This window comes from Streptomyces sp. NPDC058758 (genome assembly GCF_042746075.1).
In the GTDB taxonomy this organism is placed as follows: domain Bacteria; phylum Actinomycetota; class Actinomycetes; order Streptomycetales; family Streptomycetaceae; genus Streptomyces.
In genome coordinates, this window is record NZ_JBHYPS010000024.1 from 98,225 (window position 1) to 120,764 (window position 22,540).

The 22,540-nt window shown below is 74.4% G+C and carries 19 protein-coding genes; 15 read left to right on the top strand and 4 right to left on the bottom strand.

Features of this window, described 5'->3' with window-relative positions:
* Positions 1-153 precede the first annotated feature (153 nt).
* On the top strand, positions 154-624 hold the full coding sequence (locus ACFW6A_RS25380) for a GNAT family N-acetyltransferase (RefSeq protein WP_351852445.1): 471 nt from the start codon (positions 154-156) through the stop codon (positions 622-624).
* Positions 625-636: 12 nt separating this feature from the next.
* Here the strand turns inward: ACFW6A_RS25380 and bla are convergent, their stop codons facing one another.
* The gene (bla, locus tag ACFW6A_RS25385; protein WP_351852442.1) at positions 637-1,572 is read right to left on the bottom strand and encodes a class A beta-lactamase; all 936 of its coding nucleotides are present in this window, start codon (positions 1,570-1,572) and stop codon (positions 637-639) included.
* Between the two features lie 157 nt (positions 1,573-1,729).
* Between bla and ACFW6A_RS25390 the strand changes: the two genes are divergently transcribed.
* The 6 genes from ACFW6A_RS25390 (at position 1,730) to ACFW6A_RS25415 (ending at position 6,791) form a co-directional block, all read left to right on the top strand.
* Entirely contained in the window at positions 1,730-2,518 is a 789-nt protein-coding gene (locus tag ACFW6A_RS25390; RefSeq protein ID WP_386643144.1) for an IclR family transcriptional regulator, read from the top strand.
* A 255-nt stretch (positions 2,519-2,773) separates the two neighbouring features.
* Positions 2,774-4,165, top strand: coding sequence for a rhodanese-like domain-containing protein (locus tag ACFW6A_RS25395; protein WP_386643147.1), 1,392 nt, complete (start codon positions 2,774-2,776; stop codon positions 4,163-4,165).
* Positions 4,166-4,262: 97 nt separating this feature from the next.
* Positions 4,263-4,838 (top strand): rhodanese-like domain-containing protein, encoded by a 576-nt coding sequence (locus ACFW6A_RS25400; RefSeq protein WP_386484808.1) that lies wholly within the window; start codon positions 4,263-4,265, stop codon positions 4,836-4,838.
* On the top strand, positions 4,835-5,698 hold the full coding sequence (locus ACFW6A_RS25405; RefSeq protein ID WP_386643149.1) for a sulfite exporter TauE/SafE family protein: 864 nt from the start codon (positions 4,835-4,837) through the stop codon (positions 5,696-5,698). Before ACFW6A_RS25400 ends, ACFW6A_RS25405 begins: the two co-directional genes overlap by 4 nt.
* Before the next feature lie 98 nt (positions 5,699-5,796).
* The gene (locus ACFW6A_RS25410; protein ID WP_351855548.1) at positions 5,797-6,042 is read left to right on the top strand and encodes a metal-sensitive transcriptional regulator; all 246 of its coding nucleotides are present in this window, start codon (positions 5,797-5,799) and stop codon (positions 6,040-6,042) included.
* Between the two features lie 158 nt (positions 6,043-6,200).
* Positions 6,201-6,791 (top strand): TetR/AcrR family transcriptional regulator, encoded by a 591-nt coding sequence (locus ACFW6A_RS25415; RefSeq protein ID WP_351855503.1) that lies wholly within the window; start codon positions 6,201-6,203, stop codon positions 6,789-6,791.
* Between the two features lie 13 nt (positions 6,792-6,804).
* Here the strand turns inward: ACFW6A_RS25415 and ACFW6A_RS25420 are convergent, their stop codons facing one another.
* Both ACFW6A_RS25420 and ACFW6A_RS25425 read right to left on the bottom strand, forming a co-directional pair.
* A complete protein-coding gene (locus tag ACFW6A_RS25420) occupies positions 6,805-8,598 on the bottom strand; it encodes a BCCT family transporter (RefSeq protein ID WP_386643151.1) in 1,794 nt (597 codons plus the stop codon).
* Positions 8,599-8,799: 201 nt separating this feature from the next.
* A complete protein-coding gene (locus tag ACFW6A_RS25425; protein ID WP_386643154.1) occupies positions 8,800-12,426 on the bottom strand; it encodes a WGR and DUF4132 domain-containing protein in 3,627 nt (1,208 codons plus the stop codon).
* 156 nt (positions 12,427-12,582) lie between these two features.
* Here ACFW6A_RS25425 and ACFW6A_RS25430 point away from each other — a divergent pair, with 156 nt between their 5' ends.
* The 3 genes from ACFW6A_RS25430 to ACFW6A_RS25440 all read left to right on the top strand — a co-directional run bounded on the left by ACFW6A_RS25430 (position 12,583) and on the right by ACFW6A_RS25440 (position 15,163).
* Entirely contained in the window at positions 12,583-13,287 is a 705-nt protein-coding gene (locus ACFW6A_RS25430) for a DUF2470 domain-containing protein (RefSeq protein WP_386482894.1), read from the top strand.
* Positions 13,288-13,445: 158 nt separating this feature from the next.
* The gene (locus ACFW6A_RS25435; protein ID WP_351855516.1) at positions 13,446-14,345 is read left to right on the top strand and encodes a DUF817 domain-containing protein; all 900 of its coding nucleotides are present in this window, start codon (positions 13,446-13,448) and stop codon (positions 14,343-14,345) included.
* 566 nt (positions 14,346-14,911) lie between these two features.
* Complete coding sequence (locus ACFW6A_RS25440) at positions 14,912-15,163, top strand: EF-hand domain-containing protein (protein ID WP_351855519.1); 252 nt, start codon at positions 14,912-14,914, stop codon at positions 15,161-15,163.
* Positions 15,164-15,308: 145 nt separating this feature from the next.
* On the opposite strand, the gene ACFW6A_RS25445 is transcribed toward ACFW6A_RS25440, so the two are convergent.
* Positions 15,309-16,322 carry a LacI family DNA-binding transcriptional regulator gene (locus ACFW6A_RS25445; RefSeq protein ID WP_386643157.1) on the bottom strand — a complete coding sequence of 338 codons (1,014 nt, stop codon included), beginning with the start codon at positions 16,320-16,322 and terminating at the stop codon, positions 15,309-15,311.
* A 255-nt stretch (positions 16,323-16,577) separates the two neighbouring features.
* On the opposite strand from ACFW6A_RS25445, the gene ACFW6A_RS25450 reads away from it, so the two are divergent.
* The 5 genes from ACFW6A_RS25450 to ACFW6A_RS25470 all read left to right on the top strand — a co-directional run bounded on the left by ACFW6A_RS25450 (position 16,578) and on the right by ACFW6A_RS25470 (position 22,279).
* Positions 16,578-18,332: an ABC transporter substrate-binding protein gene (locus ACFW6A_RS25450; RefSeq protein ID WP_386482888.1), complete on the top strand. Its 1,755-nt coding sequence runs from the start codon at positions 16,578-16,580 to the stop codon at positions 18,330-18,332.
* A gap of 14 nt (positions 18,333-18,346) precedes the next feature.
* Positions 18,347-19,279 (top strand): ABC transporter permease, encoded by a 933-nt coding sequence (locus tag ACFW6A_RS25455; protein ID WP_386643162.1) that lies wholly within the window; start codon positions 18,347-18,349, stop codon positions 19,277-19,279.
* On the top strand, positions 19,276-20,262 hold the full coding sequence (locus ACFW6A_RS25460) for an ABC transporter permease (protein ID WP_386643165.1): 987 nt from the start codon (positions 19,276-19,278) through the stop codon (positions 20,260-20,262). The genes ACFW6A_RS25455 and ACFW6A_RS25460 overlap by 4 nt, the downstream gene beginning before the upstream one ends.
* Complete coding sequence (locus ACFW6A_RS25465) at positions 20,262-21,284, top strand: ABC transporter ATP-binding protein (protein ID WP_351855531.1); 1,023 nt, start codon at positions 20,262-20,264, stop codon at positions 21,282-21,284. Before ACFW6A_RS25460 ends, ACFW6A_RS25465 begins: the two co-directional genes overlap by 1 nt.
* 62 nt (positions 21,285-21,346) lie before the next feature.
* On the top strand, positions 21,347-22,279 hold the full coding sequence (locus ACFW6A_RS25470) for an ABC transporter ATP-binding protein (RefSeq protein ID WP_386643182.1): 933 nt from the start codon (positions 21,347-21,349) through the stop codon (positions 22,277-22,279).
* Positions 22,280-22,540 lie beyond the last annotated feature (261 nt).

Genomic DNA, 22,540 nt, shown 5'->3' on the forward strand with positions numbered 1-22,540 from the left:
GGGAGCGTGCCCCGTCCGCCCCCGCCCCACTCCGCCCGCGCCCCGCGGGCACCGGCGGCGCCGGACGGCACGGCCTCCCCGAAGGGCCGGACCGGCGGCATGATCCACTGGCTCGTGCACCGCAGGGCGCGGTGCACGAGGAGAGTGAACACGATGTCCGTCGCCGACACCGCCGCCGTCCGGGTCCGTCCCGTCCGGAAGGAGGACTTCGACCAGTGGCGCGCCCTCTACCGGGGCTACGCCGAGTTCTACCGGGTCGAGCAGACCGAGGAGGCCGCCCGCCTCGTCTGGTCCTGGATCCACGACCCGGCGCACGAGGTGGAGGGACTGGTGGCCGAGGGCACCGGGGGGCGGCTCGTCGGACTGGCGCACTTCCGGCCCTTCGCGCGCCCCCTGTCCGCGACCGTGGGCGGCTGGCTCGACGACCTCTTCGTCGACCCGGCGAGCCGGGGCACCGGCGCGGCCGACCTGCTGCTGGCCGCGCTGCGCGGGATCGGCGCGGAGCGCGGCTGGAGCGTCGTCCGCTGGATCACGGCCGACGACAACCACCGCGCCCGCTCCAAGTACGACCAGGTGGCCACGCGCACGATGTGGATCACGTACGACATGGCCCCCGAGGCCTGATCCGCCGCTCCGCTAGCGGAGTTCCTCCGCCACGACCGCCGCGGCGGCCGCCACCAGTTCGTCCACGCCCCCGGCCTCCGGTTCGGAGCGGGTGGTGAGGACGGAGAGGAGGATCGGGCCGCCGTCCGGCGGCCAGGTGACGCCGACGTCGTTGTTGCCGCCGTACTTGCCGCCGCCGGTCTTGTCCGCGACGGTCCAGTCCGCCGGGAGGCCCTTGCGGAAGCGGGTGGTGCTGGTCGTGTTCCGGAGCAGCCAGTCGGTGAGGAGGGCGCGGTCGGCCGGTTCCAGGACGCGGCCGAGGACGAGCCTGCCGTAGGTCCGGGCGATGGCGCGCGGGGTGGTGGTGTCGGTGGTCCGCCACGGTTCGGCGGAGTTCAGCTCGGGCTCCCAGCGGTCGAGCCGGGTGACCGGGTCCCCGGTCGAGCGGGCGAAGCGGGTGATCGCGGTGGGGCCGCCCAGCTCGCGCAGGAGCAGGTTGCCGGCGGTGTTGTCGCTGAAGCGGATGGTCGCGTCGCAGAGTTCGGCGACGGTCATGCCCCGGGCGATGTTCTCGGGCGACTCGGTCACCGGGGACCAGCCGGAGCGCTCGACGTAGGCGGCCGTGTAGGAGACGCGGCGGGCCAGGAAGCTTCCGTCGTGGTCGAGGTCGCGCAGGACCGCGGCGACGGCGAGGGTCTTGAAGACCGAGCACATCGGGAAGCGTTCGCGGTCCCGGTGGGCGAGGGTGCGGCCGGTGCGCACGTCGTGGGCGTACACGCCGAGACGGGCGTCGTGCCGCTCCTCCAGGGCGCGGAGGCGGGCGGCGGCGCGCTCCCCGGCGCGGCCGGCCGGCGCGGTTAAGGCCCGGGCGGGGCCGGCGGCGGCGAGGCCGAGGGCCGCGGTGAGCGCCGTGCCGGCGCCGAGGGCGAGGGCGGTCCGGCGGGAGGCGCCGGGGTGCTGGGGGTACACGGACGTCCTTTCGAAGGTGATCGTTTCCGCAGGGGACCACGCGGGACGCCCGCGGGCGGTTGCGACACCCCCGGTTACCTGACGGTATGTGTTTCGGTGTTCACTGTCCGATCATGGACCTGGAGCACAGTGCTCCGCGCGTTTCGAGAGGACACGGATGTCATTTCGTGAGGGGGAAAGCGGCTCGGCCCCGACCCTGATCCAGTCGGTGCGCCGGGCCGTACGACTGCTGGACGAGCTGGAGCGGCGCGGCGGCACGGGAAGCGCCAAGCAACTGGCCCGCGAGGCGCTGCTGCCGCTGCCGACGGCGTACCACCTGCTGCGGACGCTGGTCCACGAGGGACTCGTCCGCAACGACAACGGCGCCTACCGGCTCGTCTCGCCGCTGCGCAGGGGCACCGGCACCGCCGCCCACGAGCCCGCGCTCGGGATCCGGGCCTGGGTGGACGCCCTGAGCCTGGAGCTGGACGCGGCCGTCTACTTCGTCCAGTACCGCGACGGGGAGGTGGAGCTCGGGGCCGTGTCGGACAACCCGGCGCGGCCGCCGGTCCAGGAGTGGGCCGCCTTCAAGGCCACGGCCCACGCCCACGCCGCCGGCCAGAGCCTGCTGCTCCAGCTGGAGCCGGAGCAGCGCCGCGAGCACCTGAGCCGCCACCCGGTGGCGGAGCTCACCGCGCACACGGTCGCGACGCGGCGCGACTTCGAGCGGCGGCTCGCGGCGCTGCCGCGGCGGCTGCCGGTCCTGGAGCACCAGGAGTACGCGCTCGGGGCGGCCTGCGCGGCGGTGCCGATCACCGTGGGCGCGGAGACGGCCGCGGTGGCCCTGTCGATCCCCGCCGCCGAGGGCGCGCGGCTCCGGGGGCTCGCGGACCGGCTCCAGCGGCGGGCGGAGCAGGTGCTGATCTCCCAGACCTTCGCGGTGGCCGCGCAGGGACACGAGCCTTGACCGGGCGTCCGCGGGACAGGGGGGTCCGGCGGAGGTGAGGGCAGCGGGGCGGAAGCAGGGGCGTCGCCGAGGAATCGGCGACGCCCCTTTCGCATGCCCGCCGCACGTCAGGATACCCCCACCCGTATATGGGCACCCCTTCGGCGACTGTGACGCCTGATACCCAGGGGGGTATTTGACGAGACGCGGCGGGGCCCCGTACGGTCAGAGCCATCAATACCCAGGGGGGTATCCGACACTCACGGGAGGCCCGTTGTGTTCTTCGCCCAGTACTACCTCGACTGCCTGTCCCACGCCTCGTACCTGATCGCCGACGAGGGCACGGGGCAGGCGGTGGTGGTCGACCCGCGCCGGGACGTCTCCGAGTACCTCGCGGACGCCTCCGCGCACGGCCTCACCGTCGTCGGGGTGATCAACACCCACTTCCACGCCGACTTCGTCGCCGGCCACCTGGAACTGGCCGACCGGACCGGCGCCTGGATCGGCTACGGCCGGCGGGCGGAGACCGAGTACCCGATCCGCGCGCTCCGGGACGGCGAGCGGATCACCCTCGGCGACGTCGTCCTGGAGATCATGGAGACCCCCGGCCACACCCCGGAGTCGGTCAGCGTCCTGGTGTACGAGCACGCCGACGACACCGTCCCGTACGGGGTGCTGACCGGCGACGCGCTGTTCATCGGCGACGTCGGCCGGCCCGACCTCCTCGCCTCCGTCGGCGTGACCGCCGAGGAGCTGGGCGCGATGCTGCACGACAGCGTCCAGAACAAGCTGATGGGCCTGCCCGACGAGGTCCGGGTCTTCCCCGCGCACGGCGCCGGCTCGTCCTGCGGCAAGAGCCTCTCCACCGAGAAGTCCTCCACCATCGGGGAGCAGCGGGCCACCAACTACGCCTGCGCCCCCATGGACCGGGACGCCTTCGTCGCCCTGGTGACCGCCGGGCAGTCCACCGCCCCGGGCTACTTCGCCTACGACGCCGACCTCAACCGCAGGGACCGGCGGCTCTACGACTCCGCCACCGCCGCGCGGGCCCTGACGACCGCCGAGTTCACGGCCCTGCGGGCCGCCGGCGCGGTCGTGGTCGACGCCCGCGACCCGCAGGAGTTCGCGGCCGGGCACCTGCGCGGGGCGGTGAACGTGCCGGCCGACGGGCGGTTCGCCGAGCAGGCGGGCACCGTCCTCGACCCGGCCGACCGGCTCGTCGTCATCGCGCCGGAGCAGCGCGAGGAGGAGGTCGTCACCCGCCTCGCCCGCGTCGGCTTCGACCGCGCCGAGGGCTACCTCCCCGACCCGGAGACCGCCATGGAGGCCCTCGCCGACGAGGTCGCCCCGGCGAGCCGGGTCACCGCCGCCCGGCTGCGGGCCGCGCTCGCCGGCGAGCGGCCGCCGCTCGTCATGGACGTGCGCACCTGCGGCGAGCGCGAGGCGAACGGCTTCATCGACGCGGCCCTGCACATCCCGCTGAACGAACTCCCCTCCCGCACCGGCGAACTCCCCGCCGACCGGCCGCTCGTCGTGCACTGCGCCGGCGGCCACCGCTCCTCCATCGCCGCCAGCCTGCTCCGCCGGCGCGGCTTCCGGGACGTCTCCGACGTCCTCGGCGGCTACGCGGCCTGGGCGCTGACCGCGCCGGACCGCCCCGCCGCCTGACGGCACCCGCGCCGCACGCGTGCGCGCACGCGCCCACCCGCATTCCGCGCACCTCCTCACCCTTCACCCCCTCCCTCACGAACGGAGCCGCCTCGCCATGAGCGCCACCCCCGCCTCCCTCGCCCCCGCCGTCCTGCACCGCCTCGTCCAGGAGGGCAGGGCCCCGCGGCTGCTCGACGTGCGCACCCCGGGCGAGTTCCGCACCGTCCACATCCCGGGCTCGTACAACGTCCCCCTGCACACCCTGCGCGAGCACCGCGCGGAGCTGCTCTCGCACCTGGACGAGGAGGTCGTGCTCGTCTGCCGCTCCGGCCAGCGGGCCCGCGAGGCGGAGCAGGCCCTCGCCCAGGCAGGACTGCCGAACCTCCGCGTCCTGGACGGCGGCATGAACGCCTGGGAAGCGGCCGGGGCGCCGGTCGAACGCGGCCCCGAGCGATGGGACATGGAACGCCAGGTCCGCCTCGTCGCCGGCTCCATCGTCCTCGTCACCGGACTCGTCGGCATCGCCGTCCCCGGCGCCCACCTCGTCGGCACCGCGATCGGCGCCGGCCTCACGTACGCCGCCCTCAGCAACTCCTGCGCCATGGGCGTGCTGCTGTCCAAGCTCCCCTACAACCGAGGCCCCCGCACCGACATCCGCACCGTCGTCGCGGAGCTGCGGAGCGCGTCGTGACCGCCCTCATCGTCGCGGCCTCCCTGCTCATCGGCGTCAGCCTCGGCGTCCTCGGCGGCGGAGGCTCCATCCTCACCGTCCCGATCCTGGTCTACCTCGCCGGACAGGACACCAAGGAGGCCATCGCCACCTCCCTGTTCGTGGTCGGCGTCACCAGCCTCGCCGCCCTCGTCCCGCACGCGCGGGCCCACCGGGTGCGGTGGCGGACCGGCCTGTTCTTCGGCGCGTTCAGCATGGCCGGCGCCTACGGCGGCGGACGCCTCGCCGAATACATCCCCGGCACCGCCCTGCTCATCGCCTTCGCGCTGATGATGCTCGCCACCGCCTACGCGATGCTCCGCCGGCCCCGCCCCGCCGGCGAGCCCAAGGCCCGGCGGGGCGACCTCCCGCTCAAGCACATCGCCGTCGAGGGCCTGCTCGTCGGCGCCGTCACCGGCCTGGTCGGCTCCGGCGGAGGCTTCCTCGTCGTCCCCGCCCTCGCCCTCCTCGGCGGCCTGCCCATGGGCATCGCCGTCGGCACCTCGCTCCTCGTCATCGCGATGAATTCCTTCGCCGGACTCGCCGGACACCTCTCCGGCGTGACGATCGACTGGGGCCTCGCCCTGACCGTCACCACGGCAGCCGTCCTCGGCAGCCTGATCGGCGCCCGCCTCACCGGGCGCGTCCCGCAGCAGGTCCTGCGCAGGGCCTTCGGCTGGTTCGTCGTCGCCATGGGCGTCTTCGTCCTCACCCGGCAGCTCGACTCCGGCCTCTGGACCCACCCCGCCACCTGGGCGGTCCTGGGCGCGGCGGGAACGGCGACGGCGGCGGCCGGGGCCGTCCGGCGGGCCAGGAGCCGTACCGTGGCGACCCGCGAGTAGCTCCTACCGATACCGTCCGATTTAATACCCTAGGGGGTATCCTGGGGCAGGGGGGTGACACACGAAGGAGGACTGCCGTGCAGGTCGACGAAGAGGCGATGGCGCCGGTGCTCAACCGGCTGCGGCGCGCCCAGGGTCAGCTGGCCGGGGTGATCGCGATGGTCGAGGCGGGCCGCGACTGCAAGGACGTGGTGACCCAGCTGGCCGCCGTCTCCAAGGCCCTGGACCGGGCCGGGTTCAAGATCGTCGCCAGCGGGATGCGGCAGTGCCTGTCCGACGCGTCGGCCGACACCCCGCCGATGACCGAGGCGGAGCTGGAGAAGCTCTTCCTCGCCCTGGCCTGAACCCCGCCGCGCCGACCCGGCGACCCGGGCCCCCGTGCGCCGACCCGGCGGCTCCGGGCCCGCGCACGGGGGTCCGGCGGGGGCCGCGCCTCCTATGCTGACCTGGTACGGAAACACCAGGCCACGGATGGCACGCGATCAAAGGGGCACCCCGCTCGATGAGCCCGAAGCAGCAGCGCGGAGAAGTCACCGTCGAGCGCGTCCTCGACGCCGCGCTCGACCTCTACGCGCGCGAGGGGGAGGCGGGTCTCACCGTCGCCGCCCTGACCCGGCTGAGCGGGGTCAGCACCGGCAGCGTCTACCACCACTTCGGCAACCTCCACGGAGTGATCAGCGCCCTCGCCCTGCGCTGGCTCGGCCGCCTGGTCGGCGAACTCGCCACCGCCCTGACCGCCCACCAGGACGCCCGCTCCGGCATCGAGGCCGTCGTCCACGCCTATCTGGGCTTCGTCCGCACCCAGCCGGCCGCCGCCCGCCTCCTGCACTCCCCCTTCGCGGACCAGGAGGGCACCGCGCGCGCCGCCGAGATCCGGGACAACCAGGAGGCCCGGCTCACCCCGATCGAGCACTGGCTCGACGGCCACCGCAAGGCGGGCGAGCTGGCCGACCTCCCGACCCCGGTCATCGAGACCCTCGTCCTCGGCCCGGTCATCGGCCTGGCCCGCCGCTGGCTCACCCTCGGCGACGTCGACCTCGAAGAGGCCACCCGCCTGCTCCCCGACCGGATCTGGCGCTCCGTCAGCCCCTGACCGGAGACGCGCCCTACGGGCCCGGCGGGACCGCCGGGCCGCCCGGCGGGACCGGGGCGGCGCCGTCCGCGACTCCGCCGGCCGTGCCGTCGGCGGTGCCCGGGCCGATGCGCAGCTCGAAGTCGCCGTCGTACTTCTCGTGTCCTGCGATCACCGCGACCCCGACAACCTCCTCCCCGACCCGGCCCCGCACGATCAGCGGGTCCTCGCGCAGGTCCCGCATGAGCGCCACGCACATCCCGATCATCACGAGCACGAACGGGGCGGCGACCAGGATCGTCAGGTTCTGCAGGCCCGCCAGGGCGTCGCCCTGGCCGTCGCCGATGAGCAGCATGATCGCGGCGACGGCTCCGGTGACCACGCCCCAGAAGACCACCACCGGGCGGGTCGGCTCCATCGCGCCGCGCTGCGACAGGGTGCCCATGACGATGGAGGCCGCGTCCGCGCCGGAGACGAAGAAGATGCCGACGAGGACCATCACGAGCAGGCTCATCACCCCCGTCAGCGGGAACTCCTGGAGCAGTCCGAAGAGCTGCCCCTCCGGGGTCGTCTCGCCCCCGAGCTCGCCCTGCTCGCTCAGCCGCATCGCCGTCCCGCCGAAGATCGCGAACCAGACCAGGCTGACCGCGCTCGGCACCAGGATGACGCCGCCGATGAACTGGCGGATCGTCCGGCCCCGGCTGATGCGGGCGATGAACATGCCGACGAAGGGCGTCCACGAGATCCACCACGCCCAGTAGAAGACGGTCCAGCTGCCGAGCCAGCCGTGGATGTCGTCCCCGCTGGTGGCCTCGGTGCGGCCGGCCAGCTGGGGCAGGTCGCCGACGTAGGCGGCGATGGAGGTCGGCAGCAGGTCGAGGACGATGATCGTGGGGCCCGCGACGAAGACGAAGACGGCCAGCAGCAGCGCCAGCACCATGTTGGTGTTGGAGAGCCACTGGATGCCCTTCTCCACGCCGGAGACGGCCGACAGCACGAAGGCCACCGTGAGGACGGCGATGATGCCGACGAGCAGGCCGGTGCCGGTCTTCTCCATCCAGCCCAGCTCCTCCACGCCGCTGCCGATCTGGAGCGCGCCGAGGCCCAGCGAGGCCGCCGAGCCGAAGAGGGTGGCGAAGATGGCGAGGATGTCGATGACCCGGCCGGGGCTGCCGAACGCCCGGCGCTCGCCCATCAGCGGCACGAAGACGGCGCTGATGGTCTGCCGCCGCCGCCGGCGGAAGGTCGAGTAGGCGATGGCCAGGCCGACCACGGCGTAGATCGCCCACGGGTGGAGCGTCCAGTGGAACAGCGTGGTGGCCATCGCCGTCTCCATCCGCTCGGCCGAGTCCACCGGGGACGTGCCGGGAGGCGGGGTGCCGTAGTGGGCGAGCGGTTCGCTCACGCCGTAGAACATCAGGCCGATGCCCATGCCGGCGCTGAACATCATGGCGATCCAGGAGACCGTGCGGAACTCCGGGCCCTCGCCCTCCTGGCCGAGGGTGATCCGGCCGTACCGGCTGATCGCCAGCCACAGCGCGAAGACGACGAACCCCGAGGCGGCCAGCATGAACGCCCAGCCGCCGTCCCGGATCAGCCCGTCGAGCAGGCTGCTGGAGACCGACTCCAGGCTGTCCGTGGCCGTCGCGCCCCAGACGACGAACGCCAGGGTGAGCACGGCGGTGACGCCGAAGACGACCGGGTCGGTCCGGGCGGGGTGGCGGTGGCCGTGATCGGGCAGGTCCGCCGTCACCCGCAGGGCGCCCCGCCCGGTCCCGCCCCCGCCACCCTGCCGACCGCCGTCCGGCTCCTGTCCGTCTTGAGCCATCTAGAGCCCCTTTCCCCGGCAAACGGGACAAATCACACATGTCCCCCAAGGCAGTACCACAGGCGGGGGCGAACCCGGCGGACCAACAGGCCCCGGAGCCCAGGTCGGCGCCGCGGGATCGGTTCCGTGGGGTCGGCTCGGCGGGGAGGCCCCGTGGGCGTGGCTCCGCAGGCACAGCTCCGCAGGCTCAGCTCCGTGAGGTCAGCTCCGTGAGGTCAGCTCCGTGAGGTCGGCGAGGAGTTCGGAGACGGTCACCGGGTCGAGGTCGGCGAAGCGCAGCGGATAGGTGCGGCTCGGCCAGTGGTCGCCGGGATGGGCGTCGAGCCAGACGGTGTCGAGGGTCTGCTCGGGGGCCTCGTCGGGCATGCCGACGGCGATGCCGGGTTCGAGCTGGACGACGAGGTGGCGCTCGGGGGCGAGGCGCCGGTGGAACCAGCGCTCGACGCCGGCGTCCTGCGGGACGCCCCGCTCCCAGCCCCGCTTCTGGAGGCCGAGGAGCCGGCCGACGGGGACGGTGACGCCCTCGAAGCGGGTGAGCCGGGCACCCGCCGCCTCCTCTTCGGTGGCGGCGTGGATACGCCGGCCGAGCTGCGGGAAGGGCTGGGCGATCCCGTGGTCGGCGAGGACCTCGGACCAGGCGTCGATCCGGCCGGGGAAGCGCAGGGGGTGCGGGAGGGTGACGGTGGCGTCGTCGGCGACGGTCACGAGGCCGCCGCGGACGTCGACGCAGGCGCGGTCCCCGGAGATCCGGAAGGCGGTGGCGGTGCCGTCCCGTTCGGCGCTCCAGACGAGGCGGCGGGCGAGGTGCCGGACCAGGGGGTGCTCGACGAACAGCCGCCGGAACTCGGCGCCGGTCCAGGAGCGGCCGTCGACCATGGCGGCCTCCAGACGGCGGACCTGGTCGGCGGCGAGGGCGCGGACCTCCTTCTTGAGGGCGAGGTACCGCTTGCGCTCGGCCGTGGCCAGTTCCGTCTCGTCACGGGCGCCGGGCTTGGGGAGGTCCTTGAGGCGGCGGCCCTCGGCGTCGAGGACGTACGGCCCGAGGCCCTCGTCGAAGCCGACGGTGAACAGGCGGGTGCCGTAGTCGATCACGGTGCTGCCGTCGGCGTCGAGGCCGAGGTCGGGCACGAGCCGGTCGGCGAGCTGCTCGCCGGTGAGGCCGAGGCCCTCGGCCACCTCGGCGATCTTCTCCTGGGCGCGCTGCCTGAGCGCCTTGAACCGGACGCGCTGGGAGATGCCGTGGAGGTGGAGGAGCGCGGTGTCGGTGCCGATGGCGGCGAGCACGTCGAGCCCTTCGACGGCCCGCTGGTGGGCGCCCTCGCCGGGCCAGGCCCGGATGACGGGGGTGAGGGCGCGGACGGTGTCGTCGTCGCCGAACCAGCCGAGGGCGTGCAGCGTCCACGCCTCCTTGGGAGGCATGCCGACGACCCGCCACTCCTCGAACAGGCCCCAGGCGAAGCCCGCGAGCGACTCCGGCGTGCACAGCTCCCGGACCTCGGCGAGGCCGGGGTAGGGGGCGCCCGGCTTGGAGACGGCCAGCATGGTGAGCAGGTGGGCGACGGCGGTCACCGGCAGGGTGGCTCCGGTCCGCAGCCGGATCCGGGGCAGCACGCGGGGCTCGCACCACGCGGGGGCCTGCGGCATCCGGGCCGGCAGCGCGCTCACCAGCGGGTCGGTGGCGAGCAGTTCCCCGACGGCCAGGGCGGCCTCCTCGCCGTACTCCGCGGCGGCGGCGCGGACGCCGTCGGGGCCCTGGGCGGCGACGAGGGCCCGGAGGGCGCCCTCGGCGGCGGTCCGTTCGGGTCCCGCCGCGCCGACGGCGTCGGGGACGAGCAGCCGGGCCGCGTCGGTCCCGTGGCGGAGCAGCCAGGTGCGGGCGGTGCGGCCGGCGGTCTTGAGGCGGAGCAGCCAGTTCGCCATCAGCCGGGCGACCCGCACGTCGAGGTACGGCAGCAGCACCTCGGCCATGGCGGCGGGGTGGTGCGCGGCCATGCGGAGCACCGGCGGCAGGGCGGCGGCCTCGTGGGCGGCGACGAGCGGCTTGAAGACCTCGGCGCCGTCGTAGCAGTGGTCCGCGCCGTCCCAGTCGGCGAGGAAGGGGCGGACGCGGTCGGCGGGGCCGTTCACGAGGACGCCGACGGTGTGCCAGCCGTGCAGGCTCCCGTCGAGGAGCTTGTCGACCAGCGTGTCCAGGGGCTCGTACGGCTGCCAGCCGGTCACCCAGGACTCGGCGGTGGCCCACGCCCGCCGCTCCCCCTCGCGCCAGACGACCCGGGTGCCGGACGGCGCGACGGGGCCGGTGACGATCCGGGGGGCGACGGCCGCGTGCCGGACGGTCCACGGGGGCGCGGTGAGGAGGGCGGGGAGGTCGGCCGGGGCGGCGTCGTCCGCGGTGTCCTGGGCGCGGGTCAGCGGTTCGACGATCTCGGCGGCCTCCGCGGGCAGTTCGGGCAGCACGGCGAGGGCGAGCGCGCGGTGGGCGGCCACGTGCCCGGCGAGCATCCGGCGGACCAGCGGGGCCTCGGCCGTGTCCGCGCGGGCGGCGAGGGCGAGCAGCCGGAGGGCCCGGACCGGGAAGCGGCGGGCGGCCGCGGCCAGTTCGCCCCGGACGTGCTTGTCGCCGGCCCGGTCGAGGAGGGCCTGGAACGCCTCGTCGGAGGGGAGTTCGGCGAGGGCTGCGGCGAGCACCTTGAGGTCGTCGGTGCCGAGGTACGGGCGGTCGGTCTCGGCGATGAGGAAGGGCGCCATCGCGGTGCCGGCGCCGTCCGCGACGGTGGCGATGACGGCGGGGGTCCAGCCGCGCCAGCCGAGGTCGGCGCGGCCGCCGTAAGCGGCGGTCTGGCCGGCGGTGACGGAGCGGACGAGCAGGGTGCGCACCTCGTTCTGGAGGTGCTCGCGGGTCTCGGCGCGGGCCAGGCACTCGTCGGTCCAGGCGTGTTCGGTGGGCACCAGGTAGGAGACGGCGACGCGGCGGCGGGGCGTGGTCCGGTGGCGGGCGAGGGCGGCGACGGCGGCGGCGTAGGTGGCGTCGTCGGTGACGGCGAGGAGGTCGCGGACCCGGTCGAGGGCGGTGAGGGACGCCCCGCCCTCCCAGTTCCGGTGGGTCTCGACGGCACGGTCGATGCCGACGACCTCGCTGCGGTGCCCGTGGCGCGCCCAGACGCGGCGGCACTCCACGAGTTCGACGGCGGCGACGGCGGCGAAGGGCAGTCCGTGCGCGAGGGTCCAGGCATCGACGACGGCGTCCCGCTCGGCCTCCGGGGGCAGCAGGGCGGCGAGGACGGCGGCGCCGACGGGGTCGGGGCTGCCGGCGTCGTGGGCGCGGGCGGCGGAGACGAGGTCGGCGTCGCTGCGCGGGGCGTCGAGGGGGCGGTCCACCTCGGCGGCGAAGCGGGAGCGCCATGCGGCGAGCCGGGCGGGTGCCCCCGCGTCGGGCCCGGCGACCGGGACGGGGGTGCCGCCGCGGCGCGGGCGGAGATTCCGCTTCCACGCCTCGGGCAGCACGAAGGCGGACTCGTCGGGACGCGCCGCGGGAGCCTCGCTCACCTGTTCCAGGGGGACTCGGGCGGCGGCCGCGCCCGCGGGGACGGGCACGGCGGGCGCCGGGGCGGCGGCGGTGGCGGCGCCGGTGGCGACGTACCCCTTGCGCTCCTTCTCGCCGACCGCCTTCACCAGGTACGCCTCGGCCTGCCCGGGGGTGTCGAACTCCTTGACGCGGGTCTGGCCGACGGTGCCGGTCCGCCCGAACCGGACGGTCACCGAGGCGCCTTCGGCTCCGGCCTCCCAGAACTTGCCCGCGCCGTCCCCGGCGTGCTCCCAGCGGCGCACGGCCCCTCCCGCATGTACTCGTCCGATTCGGTGCTCCGCACAGTAGCGGGGGCCGCCGACACCTCCCGAAATCCCTCCGTTTCCGGGGGTCCTGGACACCGGCCGCGCGGCCTGGTTAGGTTAGCCTTACCTAAAATTCGATCGAGGAGTGTCCCCGTGAGCGCCGCCCCCTCCCCCGCCCTGCCCCAGCAGACCGCCGCGGAACAGGTCCGCTCCGTCCTGGCCCGGGCCCTCTCCCTCTCGCTCACCCTCGACGGACGGACCTACGACCTCCTCGGCGCGCACACCGTCGGCGCACGCGGCCGGATCACCCTCCACCCACCGGCCGACACCCCGCTCTCCGCCCACCTCGCCCTCGACCCGGCCGGCGCGTCCGACGCCCGGATCGACCTCACCGACATCGCCCCCACGGCGCTGCGCGACCGGGTCCGCGCCCGCGTCACCCTCACCGGCCGGCTCGTCCCCGCCACGCCCGGCGACCCCGGCCCGCTCCGCCTCGACCCCGCCCGGATCGTGCTCCGCACCGGCACCGGGACGGAGGAGGTCGCCCCCGGCGCGTACGCGCTCGCCGCCCCCGACCCGCTCGCCCTGGAGGAGGCCGCGCTCCTCACCCACCTCGCCGACGCCCACGCCGACCTCGTCTCCGAGCTGGTCGTCCTCGCCGGCTCCCGCCTCCCCCACGGCGTCGTCCGCGCCCTGCCGCTCGCCATGGACCGGCACGCCGTGTCGCTGCGCTGCGAGTACGGCGAGGGCCACTGCGACCTCCGCCTCCTCTTCCCCGGCGAGGCCCGCGACGCCGCGGCGGCCGGCGACATGGTCCGCCGGCTGCTCACCGCCCCGCGCTGCGCCCACCACCACTGACCGCTCCGCGACCGACCGCTCCGCCGCAGGCCGCCCGCCGGAGAGCACCCCACCGCCCAGCACCCAGCCGGGGCCCTCTCCACCGGAGACCGGGAACGGGAACGGGAAGGAGAGCGGGAGCGGGAAACCGCACACGTGCGCGGGGCGTCCCCTCCCGCATGGACCGGATCACCCACGCACTCCGCCAGCTCTGGCGCTTCGCGCTCCTGGAGGCGCGCTGCTGCGCCTTCGCCGTCGCGCTCGTCGGCGGCATCGCGGTCTCGACGCTCCTGCCCGACCTGCCCGTCGCCCGCTACGACCTGCTCCTCGGCTACGGCATCGCGCTCACCGTCCTGGCCTGGCGGCTCGGCTGGGACACCGGGCGCGACGTCGCGGTCATCGCCGTCTGCCACCTGATCGGCCTGTTCTTCGAGCTGGTCAAGGTCCGCATGGGCTCCTGGAGCTACCCGGAGGACGCGGTCACCAAGTTCGGCGGCGTCCCCCTCTACGGCGGCTTCCTGTACGCGGCGGTCGGCAGCTACGTCTGCCGCGCCTGGCGCCTGTTCGACCTGCGCCTGACCGGCTACCGGCCCCGGGCCATGGCGGTCCTCGCCGGGGCTGTCTACCTCAACTTCTTCAGCCACCACTGGCTGCCCGACGCCCGCTGGGTCCTCGCCGCGCTGCTGCTCCTCGCCACCGCCGGCACCTGGGTCCGCTTCCGCGTCGGGACGCGGGACCACCGGATGCCGCTGGCCCTGTCCTTCGTCCTCATCGGCTTCTTCCTCTGGGTCGCCGAGAACGCCGCGACCTACGTCGGCGCCTGGAGCTACCCCGACCAGCTGGACGGCTGGCGGCCCGTCTCGATCGCCAAGTTCGGCGCCTGGGCCCTCCTCATCACCGTCACCTTCGTCCTGGCCTACGGCAGGGGTTCCTCGCCGCGGCGGATCCCGAGGGTGGCGAGCAGGTCCTCGTGGAGTTCCATCCAGACGGTGTGGCAGGAGTCGGCGCGCGGACGGTCGACCCAGGAGAGTTCGCCGCGGCGGACGCGCGCGAGGGCGGTGGTGAAGCGGTCGCCGTAGCCGGCGAAGCGGGGCAGGCGGGCGCCCAGTTCGGCGGAGAGGGTGTCGATGACGCCTCCGAGGACGGTCAGTTCGTCGAGGACCCGGGCGTCCCAGGCCGCGTCGCCGTGGGTGTTCACGGCGAGCCTGCCGGTCCCGTCGGGCCGCAGCTGCCAGTCGGTGCAGGCGGTCAGGCAGCGGGCGTTGTACGCGAGGAAGGTCTCGTACCGCTCGCGGACGAACGGCCCGAGCCCCGACGCGGCCAGCTCCTCGGCGAGCAGCCGCTCGCCCTCCGCCCGCCCCCGGTCGGTCAGGCTCCAGCCGGAGGTGCCGGCGAAGGAGCTCCGCGTCACCCGGCCGTACGCCTGGAGGTCGAGCAGCAGCTCTCCGACGGCCTCCGCGTCGAGCCCGAAGCGCTCGGCGGCCTCCGCCCCGGTGGTCATGCCCTGCAGCCGTACGGCGTGCAGGACGAGCAGTTCGGGGGCGGAGGGGTTCGAGGACTTCACCATGGGCCAGAGCTTAGGCAACCCGGCGGGCGGGCGGGGCGTCCTCTCCGGCAGGAAGCCGCTCCTATCCGAGGACACGTCATGAGCGACAAGGCCCGCGCCCTCTTCGACGCGCTCGATCTCGACCACGACGGGACGCTGACGCGCGTCGAGGTCATCGTGGCCCTCCGGGAGAAGGGGCCCACCCTGGCCGCGCGCGGGGTGATCCCCTTCTGGGGCGTGGGGGGCGACGACGCGTCCGCCGCCCTCTTCGACGCCGCCGACCAGAACGGCGACCGCGTCCTCAGTTTCGAGGAGTTCGCCGCCGTCGTGGACCGGCGCTTCGGGTGGTGACTCCCCGCGAGCGCTGCCTTGAGTGATTCCGTCGATATTTTGCGGCGATTAGGGGCGTACCCCACGGTCCGGACGACGGAGGGGCCCTCACCCCGGGCGGCGGAAGGAACTCGCGGCCCGGGGGGGCGAGGCGGTACGGGCTCCGCTACGCGCGGGCCGCCGGCGGGGCGGTCGAGCCGCGCACCACGAGCTCGGGCTCGAAGAGCAGCTCGCCCGGGTGCGAGTGGACGCCCTGGATCTGGGCGCAGAGCAGCTCGACGGCGGCCCGGCCCATGGCCTCGATGGGCTGGCGGACGGTGGAGAGCGGCGGCTCCGTGCAGTTCATGAACGCCGAGTCGTCGAAGCCGACCACCGAGACGTCGCCGGGGACGGAGAGCCCGCGCCGGCGGGCGGCCCTGATGGCGCCGAGGGCGAGCGGGTCGCTGGCGCAGACGATGCCGGTGACGCCCTGTTCGAGCAGGCGGTTGGCGGCGGCCTGGCCGCCTTCGAGGGAGAAGATCGAGCGGGCGACGTACTCGTCGGCGAGGGGGGTGCCGGCCGCCTCGGCGGCGGCGTGGGCGGCCTGGAGCTTGCGGCGGGAGGGCACGTGGTCGGTCGGCCCGAGCAGCAGCCCGATCCGCTCGTGGCCGAGCGAGGCGAGGTGGCGCCAGGCCTGCTCGACGGCGACGGCGTCGTCGCAGGAGACGCAGGGGAAGTCGAGGCCCTCGATGGAGGCGTTGATGAGGACGACCGGGATGTTGCGCTCGGCCAGCTGGTGGTAGTGGTCGTGCGGGGCGTCGGCCTGCGCGAAGAGGCCGCCGGCGAAGACCACGCCGGAGACCTGCTGCTGGAGGAGGAGGTCCACGTAGTCGGCCTCGGAGACGCCGCCCTTGGTCTGGGTGCAGAGCACGGGGGTGAGCCCCTGCTGGGCGAGCGCGCCTCCGATGACCTCGGCGAAGGCGGGGAAGATGGGGTTCTGCAGCTCCGGCAGGACGAGTCCGACGAGCCGGGCGCGCTCACCCCTGAGCTGGGTGGGCCGCTCGTAGCCGAGCACGTCCAGCGCCGTCAGCACGGACTGCCGGGTCGCCTCGGAGACTCCGGGCTTGCCGTTGAGGACCCGGCTCACCGTCGCCTCGCTGACCCCCACCTTCTTCGCCACCTGAGCAAGTCGTCGCGTCATGCGCGCAAGACTAGCGCAGCTTCCGCAAGAGAATGACGATTCTTTGCGGTTCCCGCGCAAACCGGAGAACCGGCACGGGTGGAGCCGATCCGGGGCGCGACACCGGAGGAAGGCCCCACGGGGACACGGATGGGTAACGGACGGGCCGGGCGGGATCCCACGCCTTGTCAGTGCAATTTCACATTACTATGTTACGGGTCACATTCCGGCCGCTCCGGCCGCCCGACCCCTCTCCCGCTCTCCTCGGAGTGACCCATGAACAAGCGCACCCGCACCCTGGCCATCGCCCTGGTGTCGGCCCTCTCCCTCGGCCTCGCGGCCTGCTCCACCGGCCCGTCCGGCGGCAGGAAGGGCGGCGGCCCCGACGGGAAGAACCCCGCCGCCGCCAACGCCGGAGCCGTCCTCGGCGGCACCCCGCAGAAGGGCGGCACCCTCACCGTCCTGTCCAACCAGGACTTCACCCACCTCGACCCGGCCCGCAACTGGGTCATGCCCGACATGGACTTCGGCACCCGGCTGCTCTACCGCACCCTCGTCACCTACCGGGCCGCCCCCGGCGCCGACGGCAGCGAACTGGTCCCCGACCTCGCCGAGGACCTCGGCACCCCCTCGAACGGCGCCAAGACCTGGACCTTCCGCCTCAAGCCCGGCCTGAAGTACGAGGACGGCACCCCCGTCACCGCCCAGGACGTCAAGCACAACGTCGAACGCTCCTTCTCCCCCGACCTCCCCGGCGGCCCCGACTACGCGGCCCGCTACCTCGCCGGGGCCGAGGGCTACCAGGGCCCCGCCCAGGGCGGCCACCTCGACTCGGTGAAGACCCCGGACGCCCGCACGATCGTCTTCGAACTCCGCAAGCCCTTCGCCGAGTTCCCCTTCGCCGCCACCCTGCCGACCTTCGCCCCGGTACCGCCGAAGCAGGACAAGGGCGCCCAGTACGACAACCGCCCGTTCTCCTCGGGGCCGTACAAGATCGAGAGCTACGCCCGGGACAAGCGGATGGTCCTGGTCCGCAACACCCACTGGGATCCCGCGACCGACTCCGTCCGCAAGGCCTACCCGGACCGGATCGTCGTCACCATGGGCCTCAAGGGCAACCAGATCGACGACCGCCTCATCGCCTCCTCCGGCGGCGACGCCTCCGCCGTCTCCTGGGCCCAGCTCCGCCCCGAGTCCCTCTCCAAGGTGCTCACCCGGGCCGATGTCAGGGCCCGGCTGCTCGCCGAGTCCAGCAGCTGTACCGAGATGCTCCAGATGCACACCGGACGCGCCCCCTTCGACGACGTGAGGGTCCGCCGGGCCGTGCAGTGGGCCCTCGACCGGGAGGCGATCGTCACCGCCGCCGGCGGCCCGGCCGTCACCGACGCCGCCGGCGCCGCCATGCCGGGCTCCCTCTTCACCGGCGGCAAGCAGCCCGACACCCTGAGGATCCCGCTCTCCGGCGACCCCGAGAAGGCCAGGCAGCTGCTCGCGGAAGCCGGCAAGGCCGACGGATTCTCCACCCGCCTCACCGTCTCCAGCGGCGACAAGGCCATCGGCGAGGCCGTCCAGCAGTCGCTCGGGAAGGCCGGCATCAAGGTGACCATCGAGACCGTCGACCCGTCCGCCTTCTACGACACCATCGGCGACACCAGGAACCGCACCGACCTCGTCTACACCGGCTGGTGCCCCGACTTCCCCTCCGGCACCACCTTCCTCCCCTTCGTCTTCGACGGCCGCTTCATCAAGGAGAAGGGCAACTCCGGCAACCACTCCCTCTTCAAGGACGACGCCACCATGAAGCGGATGGACGAGATCGCCGCCATGACCGACGGCGCCGCGGCCAACAAGGCGTGGCAGGAGCTCGACGGACGGATCCTCGCCCAGGCCCCCGTCGCCCCCGCCGCCACCAAGCGCCGCTCGCTCCTCGTCGGCACCAACGTCGCCGGTGCCTACGGCCACACCTCCTGGAGCGGACAGATCGACTACGCCACCGTCGGCCTCAAGGACCCGTCCAAGAGCGCGAACTGAAGGACGCCCCTCCCATGACCACGACCACCACCCCGCCCCCGGTGCACGGGGGCGGCGGGGCCTGGCGGGCGGTCCGCGCGGAACTGCGCCGCCGCACCTCCCTCAAGGTCTCCCTCGCCGTCGTCGCCCTCTTCGCCCTGATGACCGCGGCCGCCCCGCTGATCGCCCCGCTGGGCGGCTGGGGCCCGGAGGAGTTCGACAAGACCGCCGTCGACCCCTACCTCGGCGGACTGCCCGTCGGACCGCTCGGCGGGGTCTCCGCCGAGCACTGGCTCGGCGTCGAACCCATCACCGGCCGGGACCTGTTCGCCCGGGTCGTGCACGGCGCCCAGGTGTCGCTGCTCATCGCCTTCGCCGCCACCGCGATCGTCGTGCTGGCGGGGGTGACCGCCGGCATCGCCGCCGGCTACTTCGGCGGCCGCACCGACACCGTGCTGTCCCGGCTGATGGACCTCACGATGTCCTTCCCCTCCCTCATCTTCATGATCGCGATGATGTCGGTGGCCCGGGACGTCGACCGGACCCTGCTGATGGTCCTCGTCATCGGCCTCTTCGGCTGGCCCGGCGTCGCCCGGGTCGTCCGCGGCCAGACCCTCTCCCTCAAGCACCGCGAGTACGTCGACGCGGCCCGCGTCGGCGGTGCCGGCCCCTGGCGGATCCTCGCCCGCGACATCCTCCCGGGCGTCGCGGGGCCGGTCATCGCGTACACCACGCTGATGGTCCCCGGCATGATCGCCACCGAGGCGGCGCTCAGCTACCTCGGCGTCGGGGTCCGCCCGCCGACCCCCTCCTGGGGCCAGATGATCGCCGAGAGCGTCGCGTACTACGACACGGACCCCCTGTACTTCCTCGTCCCGAGCCTCTGCCTCTTCCTCACCGTCCTCGCCTTCACCCTCCTCGGCGACGCGCTGCGCGACGTCCTCGACCCCCGGGGGAGCCGCACGTGATCCTCTACCTCGGCCGCCGGCTCCTCGGGGTGCTCGGCGTCCTCCTCGCCATCGCCGCAGTCACCTTCACCATCTTCTACGTCCTGCCCTCCGACCCGGCCGCCGCCGCCTGCGGCAAGGCGTGCAGCGACGAACGCCTGGAGGCGATCCGCGCGAACATGGGCCTGGACGCCCCCGTCTGGCGCCAGTTCGCGGACTTCGTCACCGGCGTCTTCACCGGCCGCACCGTGGGCACCGGCCAGTACGCCCTGCACTGCGACTTCCCCTGCCTCGGCTACTCCTACGAGAACAGCGAGGGCGTCTGGGACCTGCTCGTCGACCGGCTGCCCGTCTCCGCCTCGCTCGCCGCCGGCGCCGCCGTGCTGTGGCTGGCCCTCGGCCTGACCGCGGGCGTGACGGCCGCCCTCCGCAAGGACACCCTGACCGACCGGGCCCTCATGGTCGGCGCGGTCGCCGCCGCCTCCCTGCCGGTCTACTTCACCTCCGTCCTGCTCATCTACGGGCTGATCCGGCTCACCGGCCTGCTGCCCTACCCGCAGTACGTGCCCCTCACCTCCGACCCCCTGTCCTGGGCCTCCAACCTGCTGCTGCCCTGGCTGGCCCTCGCGGTCCTGTACGCCGCCATGTACGCCCGGCAGAGCCGCGGCGCGATGATCGAGTCCATGGCGGAGCCGTACATCCGCACCGCCCGCGCCAAGGGACTGCCGCGCCGCACGGTCGTCGTCAAGCACGGGCTGCGGGCCGGCATGACCCCGGTCCTCACCCTCTTCGGCATGGACCTCGGCGGGCTCCTCGCCGGCGCCGTCATCACCGAGTCCCTCTTCGGGCTCCCCGGCGTCGGACGCCTCTTCTACGGCGCCCTCACCACCGGCGACCAGCCCGTCATCCTCGGCGTGACGCTCCTCGCCGCCACCTTCATCGTCGTCGCCAACCTGGCCGTCGACCTGCTGTACGCCGTCGTCGACCCGCGAGTGAGGTACTGATGGCCGACACCGCCCCGCTCCTGACGGTCCGGGACCTCGGCGTCACCTTCCCGACCCCGCGCGGCCCCGTCCGGGCCGTGGACTCCCTCTCCTTCACCGTGCCGCACGGCCGCACCCTCGGCATCGTCGGCGAGTCCGGCTCCGGCAAGTCCGTGACCTCGCTCGCCCTCATGGGCCTGCACACCGGCGCCGAGGTCACCGGCTCCGTCGCCCTCGACGGACGCGAACTCGTCGGCCTCCCCGACCGGGAGCTGAACCGGCTCCGCGGCCGGCGGATGGCGATGGTCTTCCAGGACCCGCTCTCCAGCCTCCACCCGTACTACACGGTCGGCGAGCAGATCGCCGAACACCACCGCGTCCACTTCGGCAGCCGCGGGGCCGCCGCCCGCGCCCGCGCCGTCGAGGCGCTCGCCGAGGTCGGCATCCCGGAGCCGAAACGCCGGGCGGGCGAGTACCCCCACCAGTTCTCCGGCGGCATGCGCCAGCGGGTCATGATCGCGATGGCGCTGGTCTGCGAGCCGGACCTGCTCATCGCCGACGAGCCGACCACCGCCCTCGACGTCACCGTGCAGGCCCAGATCCTCGACCTGCTCGCCCGGCTCCAGCGGGAACGCCGGCTCTCCGTCGTCCTGATCACCCACGACCTGGGCGTGGTGGCCCGGGTCGCCCACGAGGTGCTCGTCATGTACGGCGGCCGGGCCGTCGAACAGGCCCCGGTGGACGCCCTGTTCGCCGCCCCCGCGCACCCGTACACCCGCGGGCTGCTCGACTCGCTGCCCCGGCTCGACGACCCCGACGACGTACCGCTGCGCGCCATCCCCGGCAGTCCCCCGTCCCTCCTCGACCCGGCGCCCGGCTGCGCCTTCGCACCGCGCTGCGCCCGCGCGGCGGCCGGCACGCCCCGGGAGCGGGACCGCTGTGCCGGCGAGCGGCCGATGCTCGGCGGCCCCGAAGGACACACCGCCGCCTGCCACTTCGCGGCCTTCCCGGCCTTTCCCGCGTACGAAGGGGTCGCCCCGTGACCACGTCCACCCCGCCCGCCACGGACCCGGCGCCGCCGCTGCTGCGCGTGCGGGACCTCGCCATGACCTTCCCCGGCCGCCGCCGCTCCTCGCCCGTGCGGGCCGTCGACGGCGTCGGCTTCGACCTGGCGGCCGGCGAAACCCTCGGCCTGGTCGGCGAGTCCGGCTGCGGCAAGTCGACCACCGGCCGGATGGTCGTCCGGCTCCTGGAGCCGACCGCCGGCTCCGTCGAGTACGACGGACAGCCCATCGCCCACCTCTCGCAGCGGGCCATGAAACCCCTCCGCCGCGAGATCCAGATGGTCTTCCAGGACCCGCACTCCTCCCTCAACCCCCGCCAGTCCGTGGCCCGGATCATCGCCGACCCGCTGCTGGTGCAGGGCACTCCGGCCGAGGAGGCCCGGAAGCGGGCGCTGGAGCTGATGGAGCTGGTCGGGCTCATCCCCGAACACGCCGACCGCCGCCCGCACGAGTTCTCCGGCGGCCAGGCGCAGCGCATCGGCATCGCCCGCGCGCTCGCCACCGGCCCCCGGCTCGTCGTGGCCGACGAGCCCGTGTCGGCGCTCGACGTCTCCGTCCAGGCGCAGATCGTCAACCTGATGGAGCGGCTCCAGGACGAACTCGGCCTCGCCTACCTGTTCATCGCCCACGACCTGTCCGTGGTGAAGCGGGTCTGCGACCGCGTCGCCGTCATGTACCTGGGCCGGATCGTCGAGATCGGCGCCAAGGACCGGGTGTACGGGGCCCCCGCCCACCCCTACACCCGGGCGCTGCTCTCCGCCGTGCCGCTGCCGGACCCGGCGGCCGAACGGGCCCGGGAGCGCATCACCCTCCTCGGCGACCCGCCGAGCCCCGCCGCTCCCCCGCCGGGCTGCACCTTCCACCCGCGCTGTCCGAAGGCCCGGGCCGTCTGCCGCACCGAGGCGCCGGCCCTGCGTCCGCTCGCGGCGGACGAACCCCGGGAGGTGGCCTGCCACTTCCCGGAGCAGCCCTGACGGGGAGGAAGGCCGGGGGCCTCGGGGACCCGCCCGTCCAGAGGGGTGGCCCGGGGAGGGCCGCCCCGAGGGGCGCCTGCCAACGGGCCGGGTCGAGGGGCGCGGGCGCCGGTCGCCGGTCGCCGTCGCCACGGCCCGGCCGACCGCCGGCGGGGCCCCTCGGCCGGGTCGCGACCCGTGGTCCGCCCGCCGGGAGGCCCCACCCGCCTGTGAGCCGCGTCACACCTTAAGGGTCGTTTAAGGAGCAAGGCCTCGAAGGTC

Bases quoted from the DNA above. Each gene is read 5' to 3' on its own strand.
- ACFW6A_RS25380 (WP_351852445.1), top strand. From the start codon at position 154: ATGTCCGTCGCCGACACCGCCGCCGTCCGGGTCCGTCCCGTCCGGAAG.
- ACFW6A_RS25390 (WP_386643144.1), top strand. From the start codon at position 1,730: ATGTCATTTCGTGAGGGGGAAAGCGGCTCGGCCCCGACCCTGATCCAG.
- ACFW6A_RS25400 (WP_386484808.1), top strand. From the start codon at position 4,263: ATGAGCGCCACCCCCGCCTCCCTCGCCCCCGCCGTCCTGCACCGCCTC.
- ACFW6A_RS25410 (WP_351855548.1), top strand. From the start codon at position 5,797: ATGGCGCCGGTGCTCAACCGGCTGCGGCGCGCCCAGGGTCAGCTGGCC.
- ACFW6A_RS25415 (WP_351855503.1), top strand. From the start codon at position 6,201: ATGAGCCCGAAGCAGCAGCGCGGAGAAGTCACCGTCGAGCGCGTCCTC.
- ACFW6A_RS25420 (WP_386643151.1), bottom strand. From the start codon at position 8,598: ATGGCTCAAGACGGACAGGAGCCGGACGGCGGTCGGCAGGGTGGCGGG.
- ACFW6A_RS25435 (WP_351855516.1), top strand. From the start codon at position 13,446: ATGGACCGGATCACCCACGCACTCCGCCAGCTCTGGCGCTTCGCGCTC.
- ACFW6A_RS25440 (WP_351855519.1), top strand. From the start codon at position 14,912: ATGAGCGACAAGGCCCGCGCCCTCTTCGACGCGCTCGATCTCGACCAC.
- ACFW6A_RS25445 (WP_386643157.1), bottom strand. From the start codon at position 16,322: ATGACGCGACGACTTGCTCAGGTGGCGAAGAAGGTGGGGGTCAGCGAG.
- ACFW6A_RS25450 (WP_386482888.1), top strand. From the start codon at position 16,578: ATGAACAAGCGCACCCGCACCCTGGCCATCGCCCTGGTGTCGGCCCTC.
- ACFW6A_RS25455 (WP_386643162.1), top strand. From the start codon at position 18,347: ATGACCACGACCACCACCCCGCCCCCGGTGCACGGGGGCGGCGGGGCC.
- ACFW6A_RS25465 (WP_351855531.1), top strand. From the start codon at position 20,262: ATGGCCGACACCGCCCCGCTCCTGACGGTCCGGGACCTCGGCGTCACC.
- ACFW6A_RS25470 (WP_386643182.1), top strand. From the start codon at position 21,347: ATGACCTTCCCCGGCCGCCGCCGCTCCTCGCCCGTGCGGGCCGTCGAC.